The following is a 19,404-nucleotide window of genomic DNA, read 5'->3' as shown; positions in this document are numbered from 1 at the left end:
GCCGCGAACGGCTTAACTGGCCGACGCCGCCAGTACGTCTTCCACATAGGCCACCAGGGTGCGGACAGTGCAGCCGGTGCCCTGCTTCGGGGTGTAGCCGTAGGGGCTGCCGTTGTTAAAGGACGGGCCTGCGATGTCGATGTGGGCCCACGGGATCTGCTCGCCGTCCTTGCCCTTGCCGACGAATTCACGCAGGAACACGGCGGCGGTCATCATGCCGCCGTGGCGCTCACCGATGTTGGCCAGGTCCGCAACCTCGGAATCGATGCTGGCGCGGAGCTCTTCCGGCAGCGGCATCGGCCACACCAGTTCGCCGGCGCGGTCGGCCGCGGCTTTGAGCGGGCCGGTGACGCTATCCGAGCCCATGACGCCGGCTGTCCGGTTGCCCAGTGCGATCAGCTGGGCGCCGGTGAGGGTGGCGACGTCGATGATGGCGTCCGGGTACTCCTGGCTGGCCGCCACGATTCCGTCGGCCATGACCAGCCGGCCTTCGGCATCCGTATTAAGGACCTCGACCGTTTTGCCGCCGAACATGGTGAGGACGTCCGCGGGGCGCTGCGCTGCCCCGGAGGGCATGTTTTCGGCAATGCACAGCCATGCGGTCGCCTTAACGGGCAGACCCAGGCCCGCGATGGCCAGCACGGTGTTAAGTACGACGGCGGCGCCCGCCATATCGCTCTTCATGTCACCCATGCCGAGGGCCGGCTTGATGGAGATTCCGCCGGTGTCGAAGGTGATGCCCTTGCCCACAAGGGCGATCTTGGCCGAGGCCTTGGACGGTGCGTACTCCACCTTGACCAGCCGCGGCTGCCTGGTGGACCCCTTGCCGACACCCATGATCCCGCCGAAGCCCTCCTTCTCGAGGCGCTTCTCGTCCCACACGGTGACCTTGACCGGCAGGCCCTTGGAGAGTTCCTTGGCGGCATCGGCAAAGGACTCGGGGAAAAGGTGGCTGGGCGGCTGGTTCACGAGCGAACGGGTTGCGTTGACGGCCTTCCCGATCAGGGCCGAGCGGTTCAGCAGGGGCTGCAGGTCCTTGTCGGCAGCGAAGTCGGTGAAGATCACCACGTTCTTCACGGGTTCCTTGCGGCCGTTGGCTTCCGAACGGTGCTCGGTGAACGAGTACGAACCCATGGCGGCGCCCTCGGCGATGGCCGCGACGTCGGCAGGGGACGCCGTCGGAAGGGCCAGTGTCACCGTGGTGAGGCCGGCAAGTTGACGGATGGCGGAGCCGGCGGCGCGGCGCAGCGCCTCTTCCGTGAGTCTTCCTCCGGCGCCGGGCTTGCCGACTCCTGCCAGCACCAGTACTGCGGCGCCCGCTTCCGGAAGGCCGGGCAGCCTGTGGACCTGGTCGGCCGCGCCGGTGAGGCCAAGAACCTTCAGGGACTCCGCGATGGCCTCGGCGGACTTGGCCGTCAGCGGGTTGTCCAGCAGCACGGGACCGTCGGGCCCCTGGGCCACGCCTATGACCAGGGCGTCCGTGGGCGACTTCTTAACGTCACGGGCAATGACGCTAAGTTTGATTTCAGTATTCTTGACCACGAGGATCAGTCCTCAATTCTCTGTGATTTTCGGCAGGAATCGCATGTTTGGCGCCCCGCCATGGAACAGGCCGTTGTCGGCTTGAGACGCAACCCGGTGTCTGCAAGGCGTGCGTAGGGCCAGTTCCGATCGTAGTCTCTCCGCCCCGGCCGCACTGAATCTGATGAGACCTGCAGCACATTGCCGGTGCGCGCCGCCGTGGCGGAATGCTTCGGCCGGCCGGTGCGTTGTAGAAAATATCCGGCGGATCTGCGCGGATCCCCCCACCCATAGTGTTGACGAACCCGCCTCCGCCGCCACTGCGAAAGGAACATGCCGTGCTTGAACGGATTTCCGGCTCCCTGCTGGACCCCGATGCTCTCTATGTGAGCAACGCCGAGCTGTTCGACAACCCGGAACTCCGCGGGCTCAATCTGGTGATGGGCTTCACGGGATTCGCGGACGCCGGTCACGTGGTCAAACAGATTACCGCCGAGCTGCTGGACACTCTCGAGTCGGAGGTCGTGGCCGTCTTTGATGCCGACCAGTTGATCGACTACCGCTCGCGCCGGCCGCACGTCACGTTCGTGGAGGACCACCTCCAGGATTACCAGGCCCCCAGCCTGGCCTTGTACCGGCTGGTTGACGGGCTGGGCAAGCCGTTCCTGTTCCTGGCCGGCTTCGAGCCCGACCTGCAGTGGGAGCGGTTCGCCCGCGCGGTCGTCCGGATCGTCGAGCACCTCGATGTGAACCTGGTGACCTGGATCCACTCCATCCCGATGCCTGTTCCCCACACCCGGCCGGTGGGAGTCACCGTTCACGGCAACCGTCCGGAGCTCATCGAAGGGATCTCGGTCTGGAAGCCCACGGTGGAGGTGCCCGCTGCGGTGGGCCACATCCTTGAACTGCGCCTCACGGCCGCGGGCCGCAATATTGCCGGGTACGTCATCCACGTTCCGCATTACCTCGCCGAAGCCGAATACCCCAACGCGGCCGTGGCCGGTCTTGAGTACCTCGGGGCCGCGACGTCACTGATGTTGCCGACAGACCGCCTGCGTGAGGCCGGCCGCGAAGTGGGGCGCCAGATTGCCGAGCAGCTCGAGGCCTCCGAAGAAGTCCAGCAGGTGGTTTCGCGCCTGGAGACCCGCTATGACGAGAAAGCCGAAGGCACGGTGCGCCGGTCCTTGCTGGCCGACGAAAACGACGAATTGCCGAACGCTGACGCCTTGGGCGCCGCAGTGGAGGCCTATCTGGCCCGCGAAGAGCCCCGTCAATAAATAGGACTTATGCGGGCAGCGGGCATAATGGAGACGTGACTGCACCGCGCGCCTGGCTCATCTGGACCGTCGGAATATTTGCGTATCTCGTCGCCGTCAGCCAGCGCACCTCCTTTGGCGTGGTGGGACTTGAAGCGACAGAGCGGTTCCATGCCGCCGCGGCGGAAATCTCGTTCTTTACCGTGCTGCAGCTGCTGGTCTACGCAGGGCTTCAGATCCCGGTGGGTGTCCTCGTTGACCGCCTGGGATCGCGGACCATGATTGCCGGGGGAGCGGTCCTGATGGGCCTTGGGCAGCTCCAGCTGGCCTTCGCGGACAACATTCCCGGCGGAGTGCTCGGCCGGGTCTTGGTGGGCGCCGGGGACGCGATGACGTTTATCTCAGTGATCCGGCTGATTCCGCTGTGGTTCGCGCCAGCGAGGGTGCCGCTTATTACGCAGCTGACAGGAATGTCGGGCCAGCTTGGACAGCTCTTCAGCGTTGTCCCTTTTGCCATCATCCTCCACTCGGCCGGCTGGACCCCTGCCTTCCTGACCCTTGCCGCGATGTCCGCTCTCGCCGTCGTCCTGGTGCTGGCCGTGTTGAAGGACCAGCCGCCGGGCCACCCTCGCGCGGAAACGGGCCAGGGACTCAGGGCCACCGGCATCTCCCTCTCCCGCGCCTGGCGGCAGCCCGGCACCAGGCTGGGGCTGTGGAGCCACTTCACGATCCAGTTCAGCGGCACGGTGTTCGCCATGACCTGGGGATACCCGTTCCTGATTTCCGCCCAGGGACTCGATGCGGCTACGGTGTCCGGCCTGATGTCCGTTTACGTTGCAGCGGCCATCGCCGCCGGTCCGCTGATCGGCAGGTTCGTTTCCCGGCACCCGCTCCGCCGCTCCACGATGGTGCTCCTGATTGCAGCCACGACGGCGGCCGCCTGGGCCGCTGTGCTGCTCATGCCGGGACGGTCTCCGCTCTGGATGCTCGCCGGACTCGTGGTGGTGCTGGCCATCGGCGGTCCCGGTTCCATGATCGGTTTCGACTTTGCACGTACCTTTAATCCCGCCCACCGGATCGGAACAGCCACCGGAATCGTGAACGTGGGCGGATTCATTGCAGCGCTCGTTGCCATCTACCTCGTAGGCGTTGTGCTCGACGTCCTCCACGCCACCGGGTTCTCCCGGGGAGAGCTCTATGGCCTCGATCCGTTCCGGATCGCTCTGAGCGTCCAGTTTGTGCTGATCGGCATCGGATCGGCCGCCATCATCGCCACCCGGCGGAAGGTCCGGCGCCAGATGGCCGCCCAGGGTGTTGTTGTCCCGCCCCTGCTCAAAGCGCTCGCACAGCAGCGCCGGAGAAACCTGGAGCGCCGCCGGGCTGAATAGGTTTCCAGCGTTGTCCACATAGGGCAATTACGCACATAGGGGCGGTGCCGGGCTGACGGCGGGTCGCCGTCGGTTCCAGTCTTGATGCATGACACCTCCAGAACGACCGACTCCAGAACGACTGACCATCTCCGGCCCGGAGGACATCCTGGGCTTCATTCCGCACTCCCTTGGCTATTGGCCGGCCAACAGCCTGGTGGCCATGACCATGCAGGGAAAACGACTGGGGGCCACCCTCCGAGTGGACTTGCCCCGACTCGATTCCGGCCCCGGGCTGCACCGTTTCGCGCGCACCGTCAGGGACTACCTTGAAGCGGACCAGGAGGCCGACGGTAGCCTGCTGGTGCTTTTCAGCAATGAAGGGTGGGTTGAAGGGCCGGCTGTTCCCGGCGCTGTCCCCTCCGGGGCGCCCGCGGAGGGCACATTGGCGTGGCTGTTGGTAGAGCTGGAGGTCGAGCTGGCATTGTCCGGGCGTCCTGTCCGTGACGCCTGGTATGTCGGCGAGGCCTTCTGGCGGAACGCTTATTGCTTTGACCCGTCCTGCTGTCCGTTTCCGGGGCGGTCGGTGGATGAGATCAGGGACAGCAGGCTAAACGCGGAGATGGTCTTCCGGGGGAGCAGCGTGGGCGAGGACCCTTCTGCCGAGGCCGCTGCCCGGCACGCAGAGGCGCCGGCCGATGCGGCCGTGCTGGAGTCGGAACACCGGTGGGCCACGGAACTGGTGGCGCTGAGGGGGAGCCGGTCCCAGTTAGCGAAGGTTTTGGACGTCTGGGGCTGCGTGCTGGCGGCTGAACCGGGCCGGCAGCTTCCGGCCGGGCTGGCCGGATACCTCCGCGCTTCCCTTCGTATTCCCCACTGGCGTGACGCTGTGCTGGTGATGAGTGCGGCGGGCCGGCATGCGGCGGAGCAGGGCGCCGAGGACTTCGGGGTCTTCGACCCGGACAGTGACCTGCCGGTGGTATCACCGCCCTTGGACGGACTGCCGTCGGCGGCCCCCTTCGAGGATGCCGCCTACCCGGTCCCCGGATATGGGGATGTGCTGCTGGGGCTGGCGCCGGCTTCACCCCGCTGGGACCGGATGCGGGCGCTGGAGGTCATCCTGCGGCAACTCTGTGCGGCGGGCGAGGGAGAAGGTGGCGCGGCGTCCCTCACGGGGCGGGGCTGGATCGAGTGGTGCCGGGGCAGAGGTTCGTTTGCGCACGCGCTGCTGGACCAAGCCATCGTTGTGCACCCCGGATACCGGCTGGCTGAGCTTCTGTCCGAACTCGTCAGCCGGGGCACGCTGTGCGGATGGGCCGGGCGCCGTGACGCCGCCTGGCAGAAGTTCGAAACGGATGCGGCCTAGGGGCCCCTGCTCCCGGCCCGTCAGGTCCGGCAGGAAGCGGCCGCCCGGCAGAAACATTCGGGCCTGCTGGCCGCGATGAGGCGCCGATTGGGAAAACCATGAGACAATGGATGCCGAGACCCGGTTGGGTCCGTGAATCAAGTGCATGTAGTGATGCCCGGAAACGGGAACATTACGGCCGCTCCGGCAGTTCTACTTAATGACTCTGCCGGCCGCGATCGCACCTGATGTGAATCACGGACTTGACAGGGTCATAGTGGTGTTGCCCGCATGGTGATTCCACAGACCGCCGCTAGAAAGGTTTTCTGTGACCCCGTCTTCCGCGAAGAAGGAACCCGCCGACCAGGCCGAATTGTCCCCTGAGGAGAAGAAGGCGGCGACGAGCGCCAAGCGTGCCGCCACGCGTGCAGCCAATAAGGCTGTCAAAGATGCTGCTTCCGCCGAGGGCGGCGCCCCGGTGAAGCCCGAGCCCAAAAAGCGTGGACCCAAGCCCGGCGCCAAGGCTGCCGCCGAGGCCGGCAAGACGCGCACGTCGGACGACGACGATACAGAGGATGTCGAACTGGATGAAGATCTGGACGACGTGACTCCGGATCCGTCCGAGCTGACCGAGGAGGAAGCCGCCAGCAAGACCGGCGCCGCTGCTACCGGAACCGGCTTCGTTTACTCCGATGCCGATGATGACGACGCCCCGGTCCAGCAGGTCATGTCGGCCGGCGCCACCGCCGACCCCGTCAAGGACTACCTGAAGCAGATCGGCAAGGTTGCCCTGCTGAACGCTGAGCAGGAAGTGGACCTTGCCCTCCGCATCGAGGCGGGCTTGTTCGCCGAAGAGAAAATCGCGGCTGACGACGGTTCCATGGATCCGAAGCTCAAGCGCGAGCTCGAATTCGTCATCCACGATGGCAAGCGCGCCAAGAACCACCTGCTGGAGGCCAACCTCCGTCTGGTAGTTTCCTTGGCCAAGCGCTACACCGGCCGCGGCATGCTTTTCCTGGACCTCATCCAGGAAGGCAACCTGGGCCTCATCCGTGCAGTCGAGAAGTTTGACTACACCAAGGGCTTCAAGTTCTCCACCTACGCCACCTGGTGGATCCGCCAGGCCATCACCCGCGCCATGGCTGACCAGGCCCGCACCATCCGCATCCCGGTGCACATGGTGGAAGTCATCAACAAGCTGGCCCGTGTCCAGCGCCAGATGCTGCAGGACCTCGGCCGCGAACCAACGCCCGAGGAGCTGGCCCTCGAACTGGACATGACCCCCGAGAAGGTCGTGGAAGTCCAGAAGTACGGCCGCGAGCCGATCTCCTTGCACACTCCCCTGGGCGAGGACGGCGATTCCGAGTTCGGTGACCTCATCGAGGACTCCGAAGCTGTGGTTCCTGCCGACGCGGTCAGCTTCACCCTGTTGCAGGAACAGCTGCACTCGGTGCTGGACACCTTGTCCGAGCGCGAAGCGGGCGTTGTGGCCATGCGGTTCGGCCTCACCGACGGACAGCCGAAGACTTTAGACGAAATCGGCAAGGTCTACGGAGTGACGCGAGAGCGTATCCGCCAGATCGAATCCAAAACGATGTCCAAGCTGCGGCACCCGTCCCGGTCCCAGGTCCTGCGCGACTACCTGGACTAGGCGGCACTGCCAGAGCCGGAGCGGCCGGCGCGTTTGCCCGGCCGCTCCGGGTTCACTCACTGCGAAAGGCCCCGCCAGCGGCGGGGCCTTTCGCAGTGAGTGCACTGCCCGGGAATTCGATGGGCAAACAAACAGGGCCCCTCCCAAGCGGAGGAGCCCTGTTTTGTCATCAGAGAGTTGCTTAGTCCACCGATACCGTGGGCTTCTCGTGGAGCCGGCCGGTCTCATCGTGCCAGCCGGAACTCAGCGGCTTGAGCGTCGCTTCGACAGCCCGAGCGTGGTGGCCGCAGAAGAGCAGCTCCCCGCCGGAGGACTCGAGAACAACCCGGACGTACGCCTGTGCTCCGCAACGATCGCACCGGTCCAGTGCGTTGAGCGTGCGGTCCGCAACTGCTGTTGTCATTTCGGCCTCCTTAGTAGATCTGTATATCTATATAACCAGCATTCGTAGCAAAACCATGACAAGGATGGATCACTTTCGCTGTGCGCGTATCACCGTTCCGTAACGGGGTCCGCCCGATCATGCCGCTGCTGGAGTGGCTGGCGGGCGTCCCGGCGTGGGCCGACTAACCTAGGAAGAGCGTCTAAAGCATTAGTTGTTCCGTCACTGAAGGAGTTCACAACCCGTGGCACCAAGTTCTGATTACACCGCCCGGCACCTGTCTGTACTGGAAGGCCTTGAGGCCGTCCGCAAGCGCCCGGGCATGTACATCGGTTCCACCGACTCCCGCGGCTTGATGCATTGCCTGTGGGAAATCATCGACAACTCCGTCGACGAGGCGCTGGCCGGCTTTGGGCACGACATCAAGATCATCCTGCATGCCGACAATTCGGTGGAGATCCACGATGACGGACGTGGCATCCCCATTGACGTTGAGCCCAAGACCGGACTGACCGGCGTCGAGGTTGTTTTCACCAAATTGCACGCTGGAGGAAAATTCGGCGGCGGCTCCTACACTGCGTCCGGTGGTTTGCACGGCGTGGGTGCTTCGGTGGTTAACGCCCTGTCCTCCCGGCTGGACGTGGAAGTGGACCGCGGCGGGAAGACCTACAAGATGTCCTTCCGGCGCGGTGAGCCGGGTCGGTTCAAGGACCCGGGCACGAAGCCCGACCCCGCGGCGGCATTCGAACCGTTCGTGAATGACTCCGTCCTGGACGTCGTGGGCAAGGCCAAGCGCGGCGTCACCGGCACCCGGATCCGCTACTGGGCGGACCGCCAGATCTTCACCCCGGACGCCAAATTCTCCTATGACGAGCTGGCCGCACGGGCCAGGCAGACGTCCTTCCTGATCCCGGGCCTAAAGCTGACAGTCCGCGACCAGCGACGGATTCCGGGCACCCCGGGCGAGCTGGACGGCCACGAGGAAATCTTCCACCATGACGGAGGCATCTCCGAGTTCGTGGACTTCCTCGCAGCGGATCCTGCCGTCACCGACACCTGGCGGCTGCACGGCTCGGGGAAGTTCAAGGAAACCGTTCCCGTCCTGGACGAGCGCGGACACAGCCAGTTGGCCGAGGTGGAGCGCGACTGTGAAGTGGACGTGGCCCTCCGTTGGGGAATCGGTTACGACAGCACCGTCCGCAGCTTCGTCAACATCATCTCCACTCCCAAGGGCGGGACGCACCAGTCCGGTTTCGAACAGGCGCTGGTAAAGACCTTCCGCAAGGCCGTGGAAGCGAACGCCCGCAAGCTCAAGGCCGGCAACGACAAGATCGAAAAAGATGACATCTTCGCTGGGCTGACCGCCGTGCTGACAGTACGCCTGGCTGAGCCGCAGTTCGAAGGCCAGACCAAGGAGATCCTCGGCACGTCCGCGGTCCGGGCCATTGTGGCCCGTGTGGTGGAAAAGGAAATCAACGCGAAACTGAACTCGGCAAACCGCAATGACAAGGCGCAGTCCGCCCTCCTCCTGGAAAAAATTGTCAGCGAGATGAAGTCCCGCATTTCGGCGCGCGTCCACAAGGAGACACAGCGCCGGAAAAACGCCCTGGAGACGTCGTCGATGCCCACAAAGCTCGCCGATTGCCGCACCGATGACGTGGCCCGCTCGGAATTGTTCATCGTGGAAGGCGATTCCGCACTGGGTACCGCAAAGCTGGCCCGTTCCTCGGACTTCCAGGCGCTGCTGCCGATCCGCGGCAAGATCCTCAACGTCCAGAAGGCCTCGGTGGGGGACATGCTGTCCAACGCCGAGTGCGCGGCACTGATCCAGGTGGTGGGTGCAGGGTCCGGGCGCAGCTTTGACATTGCTGCCGCGCGCTACGGCAAGGTGATCCTCATGACGGACGCCGATGTGGACGGCGCCCACATCCGCACTCTGCTTCTCACCCTCTTCTTCCGCTACATGCGGCCCATGATCGATGAGGGCAGGGTGTTCGCCGCCGTGCCGCCGCTGCACCGGGTGGAGGTGATCAATGCCGGGCAGAAGGCCAACGAGATGATCTACACCTACTCCGAGGCCGAACTCCACGTGCTGCTGGCCAGGCTGGCCAAGGAGGGCAAGCGCTACAAGGAGCCCATTCAGCGCTACAAGGGCCTGGGTGAAATGGATGCTGAACAGCTGGCCGAGACCACCATGGACCCGCGCCACCGTACTCTGCGCAAGGTGGGGATCGAAAACGCCAAGCAGGCGGAGGAAACGTTCGATCTGCTCATGGGCTCCGATGTCGCGCCGCGCAAGGACTTCATCATCGCCGGTGCTGCGGGCTTGGACCGGGAGCGGATCGACGCCTGACCCAGGCGGCGTTGCCTGCTAGCCGAGCAGCCCCGGGACGATCAGCAGGGCTGTGGGCACCGCAAGCAGGAGCAGGCAGCCTGCCAGGACAACGGACCGCAGCGGTGCCGGCAGCGGGTCCTTGGGGGACAGGAGCCGGCTCACCCTGGATGCTGTGGTGCCCGCAGAACCGGCACCGCCGGACGCACCCTGGATGCCGCCGTCGACTATTCCGTCTGCGGCCGAGGGAAGTCCGGCGCCATTGAACCCCACCCGGCTGGCGGGAACACCGCTTGGTCCGCTGGCAACAATGGCGATGGCCTTGATCAGCGTGGCTTTGCTTTCGGTCTTCAGTGCGACATCGTCAGCGAGCATTTCGATCAGCGAGCTCACGGCTTCCTGGGCGAGGCGGGTGGTCGGAAGCCAGGGGAGGGCCTGGCGCCACGCCGCGAAAGCCCACAGCAGTAGGTGGTGGCGCTGGCTCAGGTGGGCGTTTTCGTGGATCAGCACGGCGCGCAGTTCTGCAGGCTCCAGGGCCGCCATCAGACCGTCGCTCAGGACGGTGACGGAGCGCGCGCCGCCGGGGAGGCAATACGCTACGGGGGAATCGTGGTTGATGACCACGGTTCCCGGACCGTCCGTGGATGGTGACGCCAGCAGCGCCAGGAGTTCGCGGTGGCGCCTGCGCTGGCGTTCGATCCGGTAGTAGGTCAATAGCAGCGTAAAGACGAGGTGCGCGGTGAGGAGGGCCGCCGCCGACAGCGCGAAAAGATGCCAGAAGCCGAGCGCGGTCGTGGGGGCATTGAAAAGGACCATGCCGGCCAGCCCGCGCAGGCCGGCCAGGAGGTTGTCACCGATCGGCTCGAGGCCATAGACCAGCATGGCCCCGATCATTGACAGGCCGCCGGCGAGGCCGATCGCCTGCCAGAGCAGCATTGCGGTGAATGGTGACCTGGACGGCCATTGGGCACGCGAAAGGAGGATAGGCACCGGCCACGCCAGGACTATCGCCAGGACCGCCAGCAAATATGAGGTCCAGAACATGCGCTGTTAGATGTGGCCAAGCAGTTTGCGCAGCGTTTCGGCTTCACTTTCGGTAACGGAGCCAATAAAGCGGGCGAGGACAGCTTCGCGGTCCGGCGCCGAGCCCAGGACCTCGTGCATGAGTTCGGCGGTATGGTCCGCCCGGCTGGATACGGCCTGATAGCGGTGCGGGCGGGTGCCGCGTTCGCGTTCCACAAGCCCTTTCTTCTCCAGGCGTGAGAGCACGGTCAGGACGGTGGTGACGGCGAGATCCTTGCCTTCGTGGCCGGCGGTGCCGCCCTGGGCCTGGGTGCTCTGCGCCAGCAGATCCCTCAGGGTGTTGGCGGTGGCCGCTTCCTGGCCTGCCCAGAGCAGATCCATCACTGCCCGTTCCAGTTCACCAAGACTTGCCATTCCGTACATCCTTCTTAAAGGTCCGATCCGCGAAGCCTGAGCGGCGATCGCGGAACGTAGTTCGAATACTTAAGTTCTAAATTTACCTCTTTTTGGACTTTCTTTCTACATGAGGTAGAACAATCGGCGCGTCGCACCCTTGCCAGTGGCTGCGGCCAGTGGAACTGTTGTTTACACTGCAGGCCGAAAGTGTTCTACACTCTGTAGAAGTTAGTCTTCTACGAAGCGTAGAAGTCTTGGACTGATGAGAGCCTAGCCAAAAGTAGGGACTGCCTTGGACGCTTTGGAAATTGCACGCTGGCAATTCGGAATCACCACCGTGTACCACTTCATGATGGTCCCGCTGACCATCGGGCTCGGCCTCGTGGTGGCAGTCATCCAGACGGTCTGGTACCGCACCGGCAAACCGGAGTACCTGCGCATGACCAAGTTCTGGGGGAAGCTCTTCCTCATCAACTTCATCATGGGCGTTGCCACCGGCATCGTCCAGGAGTTCCAGTTCGGAATGGCGTGGAGCGAATACAGCCGCTTCGTCGGCGACGTGTTCGGGGCGCCGCTGGCACTCGAGGCACTCCTTGCCTTCTTCGTGGAATCCACCTTCCTGGGGCTGTGGATCTTCGGCTGGAAGCAGCTCAAAAGGGGAGTGCACCTTGCCTGCCTCTGGATCGCCGTGGTGGGCTCCGTGTTCTCCGCGTACTTCATCATCGTGGCCAACAGCTGGATGCAGCACCCCGTCGGCGTGGAAATGATCAACGGGCGCCCCGTCATGACAGAGGCCTGGGCCGTCTTCACCAACAACACCGCCCTCGTCGCCGTGCCGCACACCCTCTTCGGTGCCCTGGCCGTGGCCGGAGGCTTCCTGCTGGGCATCGCCTGGTACCACCTCTGGCGCCGGCGCCATGACGGCATCGATACCGTCGGCACTGACGGCAAGGTCATTCCCGGAGAAGCGGACATTCCCGGCCGGGACAAGACTGACTACAAGGTCTGGATCCGCTCCCTTCGGATCGGCGCCGTCGTCGCCATGATCTCCTTCGCCGGCACGGCCCTCACCGGTGACCTCCAGGGCAAGCTCATGTTCGAACAGCAGCCCATGAAGATGGCTGCGGCCGAGGCCGCGTGCCACGACGGCACCGGTTTCTCCGTGTTGAGCGTCGGCAACCTCGGTTCGAAGAACTGTGACGACATCGTCGCGGTCATCGAAGTTCCCGGCATCCTGTCCTTCCTTGCCAAGGGAGACTTCACCACCGAGGTGAAAGGCGTCAACAGCCTCCTGGACCAGTACAAGGCCGATTACGGGACCCACCTTCCGGACAACCCCATCTACGGTGACCGGGCCGGGCAGGAGATCGAGTACGTTCCCGTCATGGAGGTGACCTACTGGGGCTTCCGGATGATGATCGGTTTCGGCGGCCTGGCTGCCCTCGCGGCACTCGTGGCCCTCTGGCTGACCCGCAAGGGCACCGTGCCGGCGTCCCGCGGGCTGATGCGGCTCGCAGTATTCGGCATCATGGCACCCTTCGGCGCTAACGCTGCCGGCTGGATCTTCACCGAAATGGGCCGCCAGCCGTTCGTTGTGGCGCCCAACCCGGACCCCAGCGGCATCGACCAGGTGTTCATGTTCACCGCAGCCGCGGTTTCACCCGGCGTTTCCGCAGGAGAACTGCTCACGTCCCTGGTGGTCCTGACGGCCGTGTACGCCGTGCTGCTGGTGGTGGAGGTGAAGCTGCTCGTGAAGTACATCCGCGGCGGCGTCGTGTCCGCCATGCCCGAACTCGCCCACGCCCCGGTCGACGAGAACGAGGACGCCGCACCCGGCTCCGGCCCCGGCAAACCCGGCGGCTCCGACGACGTCCTGGCATTCGCCTACTAAGCGCAGAGGAAATTCGACAATGGAACTGCTGCCCACCATCTGGTTCATCGCCATCGCGGTGTTGTGGACGGGATACCTCTTTCTCGAAGGATTCGACCTTGGCGTCGGCATGCTGATGAAGCTCTTCGCCCGCAACAACACCGAACGCCGCGTCCTGCTCAACACGATCGGACCTGTCTGGGACGGCAACGAGGTCTGGCTGCTGACCGCCGGCGGCGCTACGTTCGCCGCCTTCCCGCTCTGGTACGCCTCCCTGTTCTCCGCCCTCTACCTTCCCCTGCTGCTGGTCCTCGTGGCCCTCATCTTCCGCGCCGTGGCCTTCGAATACCGCGGCAAGGTGGACACAGACCGCTGGCGCGCGGTGTGGGACTGGGCCATCGCGGCCGGATCCCTCGTCGCTGCATTCGGCGTCGGTGCGGCGCTTGCCCTGACAACCACCGGGCTTCCCATCAATGCGAACGGTGACCGCGAAGGCGGACCGTTCGCCTGGTTCAGCGGTTACGCCGTCCTGGGCGGGCTGGCCGTGGTGTGCTTCTCCCTGCTGCACGCGCTGGCGTTCCTGGCACTGAAGACCGACGGGGACGTCAGGCACCGTGCCCGCAACTGGTTTGTCCGCCTCCTGCCGGTCCTTCTGCTCCCCATCGCCGGCTGGGCCATCAGCGTCCAGCTTCTCAGTGGCGAAGTGTGGACAGTCGCGGCGGTTGCCGCTGCCGTTGTGGCTGCGGTGTTCGCCTGGCAATTTGGCCGGAACGGCCTGGAAGGGAAGGCGTTCCTGTCGCTCGGGGTGTTCCTGCTCCTGGGCAGCGCCTCCATCTTCGGTGCCGCCTTCCCGGTGGTGCTTCCCTCCACCATCAGCCCGGACTTCAACCTGACCATTTCCAATGCGTCATCCTCCGACTACACGCTGGGCCTGATGAGTATCGTGGCCTGCGTGGGACTGCCGCTGGTGCTGGCTTACCAGGCCTGGACCTACTGGGTGTTCCGCCGCCGCGTCAGCGCCGCGCACATTCCGGAAGCCCACAGCTTCCTTCCCGCCATCGCCGCCAGGGCGCTGGCACCCAAGGACTAGGACCACATGAGACCGCAGTTCCCGGCCGGCCCCGCAAACCGTCTCGCGTTGTATTGGCTGGGCCTCCTTGCAGCCATCAAGGCATTGTCGCTGGTGCTCATGGCCCAGGCCGTGGCATCCGTCCTGGCTGGACTGGTAACCCAGAGCCCGGCGTGGGCAGACCAGCTGGGCTGGGGACTTGCCGGCGTGATCCTTCGGTCCCTGACGGTTTGGGCGCAGGGCGTGGCGTCCCGCCGGGCCGCCCTCGGGGTCAAGGAAGAACTGCGCGCCGCTTTGCTGGAACGTGCGCTGCGGAACGGCACGCGTGCGGCAGGTCCGTCCGACGGCGGCCTGGCCATCCTGGCCACCAGGGGCCTCGACGCGCTGGACAGCTACTACACCCAGTTCCTGCCGGCCTTCGTCAACTGCGCCGCCATCCCGCTCCTGCTTGGCGCCCGGATCCTGTTCGCCGACTGGGTCAGCGCGGTGGTGATCGTGCTGACGGTGCCGCTGGTACCTGTCTTTATGGTGCTGATCGGACGCTATACCGAAGACCGGGTCCGGGCAGCGCAATCGGCCCTGGCCCGGTTGTCGGGCCACATGCTGGAACTGGCCAAAGGGCTGCCCGTACTGGTCGGGCTGGGCCGTGCCAGCGCCCAACGCAAGGCGCTGGAGGATATTTCCGAGCAGTACCGGTCCCGCACCATGGAAACCCTTCGGACGGCCTTCCTGTCCGCCCTTGCCCTCGAACTGATCGCCACGATCTCGGTGGCCGTCGTGGCCGTCTTCATCGGTGTGCGCCTGGTGCACGGGGACATGGCGCTGGAGGCCGGACTGCTGGCCCTCATCCTGGCACCCGACTGCTACCTGCCGCTGCGGGAACTGGGCACCGCCCACCACGCCAGTGACGACGGCCGTGCCGCCCTGGCCGAGGTCACCGCGGTCATGGATGCGCCTGAAGTCCAGCCGTTGGTGCCGCAGGACGGCACCAGGCCGGCAGGCAGCCTGCAGCCCCGGGGGGAGGCGTCCGACGGCGCCGCCGACCTTCCGGTGGTCACTGTCCGAAATCTGGTGGTGGCGTACGGCGGGCGGATGGAACCCGCCGTCGGGCCGCTCAGCTTTGACGCTCCCGCCGGGCAGATCACCGCCCTCGACGGCGCCAGTGGCGCCGGGAAGAGCACCATCCTGGGCGTCCTGGCCGGAACCGTAGGCACCGGCGGCGGTGCTGTGGTGAGCGGACGCATTGCCGGGTTCGTGCGGTCGGACGTCGCCTGGGTGCCGCAGCACCCGGTCATGGTGGCGACAAGCGTCCTCGCCGAAGTGCGGCTCTACGTGGCGCACGGTGCGGACACCGGCGCCGCCGCCGCTGACACGGCCGCTGCTGCCCAGCGCTGCCTCGACGCAGCCGGAGCGGGCCATCTGGCCGGAAAGCACCCGGCCGAGCTAAGCCCGGGGGAGCTGCGCCGGGTTGCCCTGGCGCGTGGCCTGGCCCGGATTGAGGCCGGTGCGACGTTGCTGCTCCTGGACGAACCCACCGCACACCTGGACCGTGAATCCGCCAACGTGGTCAACGAATCCATCCTGAAACTGCGCGGCCGGGCCACCGTCCTGCTGGTGGCGCACGACCGTCTCACCCGCGAACTCGCGGACCATGTCGTGGCCGTCGCCACAGGCCCCGCCCCGGCCCGCCCCACAGTGGGCCCCGCCGCCGGGTTCCGGGAGGTCGCCCCGGCAACAGGAACGGCCCCGGCAACGGGAACGGCCCCGGCGGCAGTGACCGCGCGGGCGGCGGAGGCTGTGGAACAAGCCCTCGAAAGCAGCGCCCCGCTCGTCATTCCCGCCCGCACCGCCGCCAGCACGCCCGCGGATGACGGAAAGGCTGCCCGGGCACAGGCCGGTGGCAACACTCCGGCCCGTATCGTCAGGCTCCTGCAGCCGGAGTCCCTGAAATTCGGATCGGCCGGCGTCGTGGGAGTTTTGGCGGCGCTCTTCGCCGTAGCCCTGGCAGGACTGTCCGGATGGCTCATCATCCGGGCAAGCGAGCAGCCGCCCATTCTGTACCTCCTCACCGCCATCGTGGGCGTGCGGTTCTTTGGCATCGGCAGGGCTGTCCTGCGCTACACCGAACGGCTCCTCCTGCATGACGCGGTCTTCGCCTCGCTCACCAGGCTCCGGGGCCGGCTGTGGGATTCGCTGAGCCGCAGGGCGCTGTCCCTGCGCCGGTTGCTGCAGGGCGGCAACGTACTGGGCGCGGTGATCGACGACGTCGACACCGTCCGGGACCTGCTTCCCCGGGTGGTCCTGCCGCCCGTGACCGCAGTGGCCGTAGGCGCTTCAGCCGTGGCGGCCACGGCCCTGCTGCTGCCGGCGGCGCTGCCGGCAGCCATCGCCGCTGCCCTGGTGTCCCTGGCGGCCGCACCAGTGGCGGCACTCCTGGCGGACAGGATGTCCGCGCAGGCCGAGCAGCGGCTCCGTTCAGGGGTGCTGCGTGACGTCGCCGCGGCGCTGGATGCGCGGGCCGAACTGCACGCCAACGGTGTTGCGGGCCCGGTGTTGTCCGCCATCGGCGACGCCGACAAGGAGGCAACAGCTGCCTCGCAGCGGTCCGCGTGGGCGGAAGGGCTGGGCCAGGCGCTCACTGTCCTGGCCTGCGGCTCCGCGGCACTGGCCAGTGCCGTGCTGGCCGCCCCCGGGGTGATGGACGGGTCCGTGGCCCCGGCCACCGCCGCCGTCGTGGTCCTGCTGCAGCTGGCCCTGGTGGATCCGTACGCCGCCATCACGACGGCGGTCCGCCAGTATCCGGCGCTCCGCCAGGTGCTCAACCGGATCAGCGAAGCCGACGTGCTGGACGCCCCTTCTGCCGAGGACCCGGGCATATCCGGTCCCCGGGCCCGGGAGGCACCCGGGGCGAATACCGGGACAGGCGGGCTGGAACCGGTCGCATCACGTCCGGACGGGCTGCCCGGCCTGGAGCTTCAAGGACTCTCCGCAGCCTGGCCTGGCGGACCGGAGGTCTTCAGGGGCATCTCCGCAACGGCGGAACCCGGCCGCTGGCTGGCCGTGACGGGCGCTTCCGGAGCCGGCAAGTCAACATTGCTGGCTGTGATGCTGGGGTTCCTGCCGCCGCACTCGGGGCGGATAGCCGTCAGCGGACGGGCGGCCTGGTGCCCGCAGGAGGCCCACCTCTTCGATTCCACCATCCGCGGCAACCTCATGCTGGGCCGGCCGGAGGGGACGCCAGGGGACGCCGAACAGGAAATGGCTGCCGCCCTCGCCGCAGTGGGGCTGGACCCGCTGCTGCGCCGGCTGGAGGACGGCGCCGGCACCCGGATCGGTCCCGGCGGTGCGTTCCTAAGCGGCGGGGAGCGTCAGCGGCTTGCTGTTGCCAGGACGCTGATGACCGGTGCCGACGTGATCCTGCTGGACGAGCCCACGGCGCACCTGGACGCGGAGGCGGGCAGGGAAATGCTGGCCGACCTTCGCGAGGGGCTCGCCGGACGGACCGTTGTACTGGTGACCCACAATCCTGACGACATTGACCCTGCCGACCGCAGGCTGGACCTTGACGCCGGAGCGGATGCCGGGCCTGTTCTGGCGCGGTCGGGGGCCGACAGCTAGCCTGTTGCCATGCTGAACGACGAGGCGCCAAGGTCCGCATCCTGGCGGAGGGCCCTCGCGGGCGCGGGCCTGGAATGGCGTCCTGCCGCGGAACGTGACCTTGACGCGTGGGCTGCCCTGATCGCCCGGACGGCCGAGGTGGAAAAGCCGGTGTGGTTCGAGCGTGCCGCCGACCTCGGGCAGATCCTGCAATCGAAAAAGAACCATCCCGCAGCCAACACCCTCCTGGTGCTGGATCGCGGGGCGGTTCCCCGGGCCTATGCCCGCATCACGAAAAACAGGGACGGCGAAAAAGCCTACGGTTTCGGCTGCGTCGATCCCGGCTGGCAGCACCGTGGGATCGGGACGGCTCTGCTGGGATGGCTCAGCGAACGAACCCTCCGGCGCTTCGCGGAGGACGGCGGCCCCGTACCGCGGCTGCGGATCCACATAGAGCAGCAGCACGACCACCAGCAGCAACTGCTCCGCAACGCCGGGTTCCGGGTGGTGCGCTATTTCAACGAGATGCACCGGCCCCTGAACGGCGTTCCACTTCCCGAAGTGCGGCTCGATGAAGGGCTGGACCTCGTGACCATGGGCCCGGAGCTCAGCGAGGAGGTCAGGCTGGCCCACAACGCCGCCTTCCGTGACCACTGGGGAAGCGAACCACGGGATGAGGAATCCTGGGGTTTCACCGTCAACGATCCGCAGGCCAGGCCGGACCTGAGCGCTGTGGTCCTGGACCGCGGCTCCGGAAGCGTGGCAGGCTACCAGCTCGCCAGCCACGACCCGGACAGCGCGGTATCCCGGGGCTACAGCGAGGGGTATACGGAACTGCTGGGCGTCCGCCGCGAGTACCGCGGACGCGGGATCGCCCAGGCCCTGCTCGCCGACGCGATGCGGCGCTTTGCCGCGGCGGGGATGGACCGCGCTTCGCTGGACGTCGATTCCGAGAATCCCACCGGCGCACTCGCCCTCTACGAAAAGATGGGATATGCCGCGGTCAACAGGAGCCAGGCGTGGGACAAGGAATTTCCCGTCCCCGGCTGACGCGGCCGGCTGCGTAGCTCAGGCGTCGACGTCGTGCAGGTGATGGACGACGTCGTGCAGGAAGTACTGTGCCAGGGTCAACACCGTGAACTCGGAGCCGTTGCTCCGGAAGCCTTTCCGGCCCCACTCGTCCTCGTGCACGCCCGCGAATGAGCCCGCGATCTGCTCTCCCTCGGCGGTCAGTTCGGCGCTGACGACGGCAGGGTCCGCGTTGGCATAGTCCAGGTCCACCGCAGTCTTGTCCTGGTCCCAGTTCTCGAACCGGGCGTCGTCTTCGGTGAGCATCAGGTTGAGCCGGTGGTCGAAGAGGCTAAAGACATCCCGGACGTGCGATGCGTACTCCAGCACTGACCACGTGGCCTCGTCCGGGCGTTCCGCAACGTCAGGCCTGCGCAGGGCGGCCCGCCAGCGGGGAAGCATGTTGGAGACGCTCCCGGGAACCGTGGCCGGAGTGACTGTCGAGGCGTCGAAACCGCATTCCGGGCAGACCCGGGTCAGCACCCAGGTCCAGTCCTTTTCGTCAGGGATGATAGGCATGCCAGTAG

14 protein-coding genes are annotated in these 19,404 nt (G+C 66.2%); 9 read left to right on the top strand and 5 right to left on the bottom strand.

Translation table 11 applies throughout. From position 1 onward, the window contains the following. Window positions 1-12 precede the first annotated feature (12 nt). Entirely contained in the window at window positions 13-1,542 is a 1,530-nt protein-coding gene (locus ACFVWT_RS17690; RefSeq protein WP_390250108.1) for a leucyl aminopeptidase, read from the bottom strand. Window positions 1,543-1,859: 317 nt separating this feature from the next. On the opposite strand from ACFVWT_RS17690, the gene ACFVWT_RS17685 reads away from it, so the two are divergent. The 4 genes from ACFVWT_RS17685 to ACFVWT_RS17670 all read left to right on the top strand — a co-directional run bounded on the left by ACFVWT_RS17685 (window position 1,860) and on the right by ACFVWT_RS17670 (window position 7,140). Then, window positions 1,860-2,798: a proteasome assembly chaperone family protein gene (locus ACFVWT_RS17685; RefSeq protein WP_390250106.1), complete on the top strand. Its 939-nt coding sequence runs from the start codon at window positions 1,860-1,862 to the stop codon at window positions 2,796-2,798. Window positions 2,799-2,833: 35 nt separating this feature from the next. After that, entirely contained in the window at window positions 2,834-4,165 is a 1,332-nt protein-coding gene (locus ACFVWT_RS17680) for a nitrate/nitrite transporter (protein ID WP_390250104.1), read from the top strand. A gap of 88 nt (window positions 4,166-4,253) precedes the next feature. After that, on the top strand, window positions 4,254-5,510 hold the full coding sequence (locus ACFVWT_RS17675; RefSeq protein WP_390250102.1) for a DUF4192 family protein: 1,257 nt from the start codon (window positions 4,254-4,256) through the stop codon (window positions 5,508-5,510). A 307-nt stretch (window positions 5,511-5,817) separates the two neighbouring features. Continuing rightward, window positions 5,818-7,140, top strand: coding sequence for an RNA polymerase sigma factor (locus ACFVWT_RS17670; RefSeq protein ID WP_390250100.1), 1,323 nt, complete (start codon window positions 5,818-5,820; stop codon window positions 7,138-7,140). 181 nt (window positions 7,141-7,321) lie between these two features. Here the strand turns inward: ACFVWT_RS17670 and ACFVWT_RS17665 are convergent, their stop codons facing one another. Beyond that, on the bottom strand, window positions 7,322-7,543 hold the full coding sequence (locus ACFVWT_RS17665; RefSeq protein WP_209745915.1) for a hypothetical protein: 222 nt from the start codon (window positions 7,541-7,543) through the stop codon (window positions 7,322-7,324). A 223-nt stretch (window positions 7,544-7,766) separates the two neighbouring features. On the opposite strand from ACFVWT_RS17665, the gene ACFVWT_RS17660 reads away from it, so the two are divergent. After that, entirely contained in the window at window positions 7,767-9,875 is a 2,109-nt protein-coding gene (locus ACFVWT_RS17660; protein ID WP_390250098.1) for a type IIA DNA topoisomerase subunit B, read from the top strand. A gap of 18 nt (window positions 9,876-9,893) precedes the next feature. On the opposite strand, the gene ACFVWT_RS17655 is transcribed toward ACFVWT_RS17660, so the two are convergent. Both ACFVWT_RS17655 and ACFVWT_RS17650 read right to left on the bottom strand, forming a co-directional pair. Next, complete coding sequence (locus ACFVWT_RS17655) at window positions 9,894-10,898, bottom strand: M56 family metallopeptidase (protein WP_390250096.1); 1,005 nt, start codon at window positions 10,896-10,898, stop codon at window positions 9,894-9,896. 6 nt (window positions 10,899-10,904) lie between these two features. After that, window positions 10,905-11,291: a BlaI/MecI/CopY family transcriptional regulator gene (locus ACFVWT_RS17650; RefSeq protein ID WP_011691481.1), complete on the bottom strand. Its 387-nt coding sequence runs from the start codon at window positions 11,289-11,291 to the stop codon at window positions 10,905-10,907. A gap of 274 nt (window positions 11,292-11,565) precedes the next feature. Between ACFVWT_RS17650 and ACFVWT_RS17645 the strand changes: the two genes are divergently transcribed. From ACFVWT_RS17645 to ACFVWT_RS17630, 4 genes are read left to right on the top strand one after another with little or no spacing between them, the layout of a single operon-like run. Next, entirely contained in the window at window positions 11,566-13,164 is a 1,599-nt protein-coding gene (locus tag ACFVWT_RS17645; protein ID WP_390250094.1) for a cytochrome ubiquinol oxidase subunit I, read from the top strand. A 19-nt stretch (window positions 13,165-13,183) separates the two neighbouring features. Then, window positions 13,184-14,233, top strand: coding sequence for a cytochrome d ubiquinol oxidase subunit II (cydB, locus tag ACFVWT_RS17640; RefSeq protein ID WP_390250092.1), 1,050 nt, complete (start codon window positions 13,184-13,186; stop codon window positions 14,231-14,233). A 6-nt stretch (window positions 14,234-14,239) separates the two neighbouring features. Then, the gene (gene cydD, locus ACFVWT_RS17635) at window positions 14,240-17,830 is read left to right on the top strand and encodes a thiol reductant ABC exporter subunit CydD (RefSeq protein WP_390250090.1); all 3,591 of its coding nucleotides are present in this window, start codon (window positions 14,240-14,242) and stop codon (window positions 17,828-17,830) included. Between the two features lie 9 nt (window positions 17,831-17,839). Continuing rightward, window positions 17,840-18,859, top strand: a complete 1,020-nt coding sequence (locus ACFVWT_RS17630; protein ID WP_390250088.1) for a GNAT family N-acetyltransferase — start codon at window positions 17,840-17,842, stop codon at window positions 18,857-18,859. An 18-nt stretch (window positions 18,860-18,877) separates the two neighbouring features. Here ACFVWT_RS17630 and ACFVWT_RS17625 read toward each other — a convergent pair whose 3' ends face one another. Next, window positions 18,878-19,396, bottom strand: a complete 519-nt coding sequence (locus ACFVWT_RS17625; protein ID WP_390250086.1) for a DinB family protein — start codon at window positions 19,394-19,396, stop codon at window positions 18,878-18,880. Between the last annotated feature and the right edge of the window lie 8 nt (window positions 19,397-19,404).

The organism is Arthrobacter sp. NPDC058288 (assembly GCF_042880995.1).
Classification (GTDB): domain Bacteria; phylum Actinomycetota; class Actinomycetes; order Actinomycetales; family Micrococcaceae; genus Arthrobacter.
This window is presented reverse-complemented; position numbering and strand designations above follow the sequence as displayed.

Bases quoted from the DNA above. Each gene is read 5' to 3' on its own strand.
- cydD (WP_390250090.1), top strand. From the start codon at position 14,240: ATGAGACCGCAGTTCCCGGCCGGCCCCGCAAACCGTCTCGCGTTGTAT.
- cydB (WP_390250092.1), top strand. From the start codon at position 13,184: ATGGAACTGCTGCCCACCATCTGGTTCATCGCCATCGCGGTGTTGTGG.
- ACFVWT_RS17665 (WP_209745915.1), bottom strand. From the start codon at position 7,543: ATGACAACAGCAGTTGCGGACCGCACGCTCAACGCACTGGACCGGTGC.
- ACFVWT_RS17625 (WP_390250086.1), bottom strand. From the start codon at position 19,396: ATGCCTATCATCCCTGACGAAAAGGACTGGACCTGGGTGCTGACCCGG.
- ACFVWT_RS17655 (WP_390250096.1), bottom strand. From the start codon at position 10,898: ATGTTCTGGACCTCATATTTGCTGGCGGTCCTGGCGATAGTCCTGGCG.
- ACFVWT_RS17630 (WP_390250088.1), top strand. From the start codon at position 17,840: ATGCTGAACGACGAGGCGCCAAGGTCCGCATCCTGGCGGAGGGCCCTC.
- ACFVWT_RS17675 (WP_390250102.1), top strand. From the start codon at position 4,254: ATGACACCTCCAGAACGACCGACTCCAGAACGACTGACCATCTCCGGC.
- ACFVWT_RS17650 (WP_011691481.1), bottom strand. From the start codon at position 11,291: ATGGCAAGTCTTGGTGAACTGGAACGGGCAGTGATGGATCTGCTCTGG.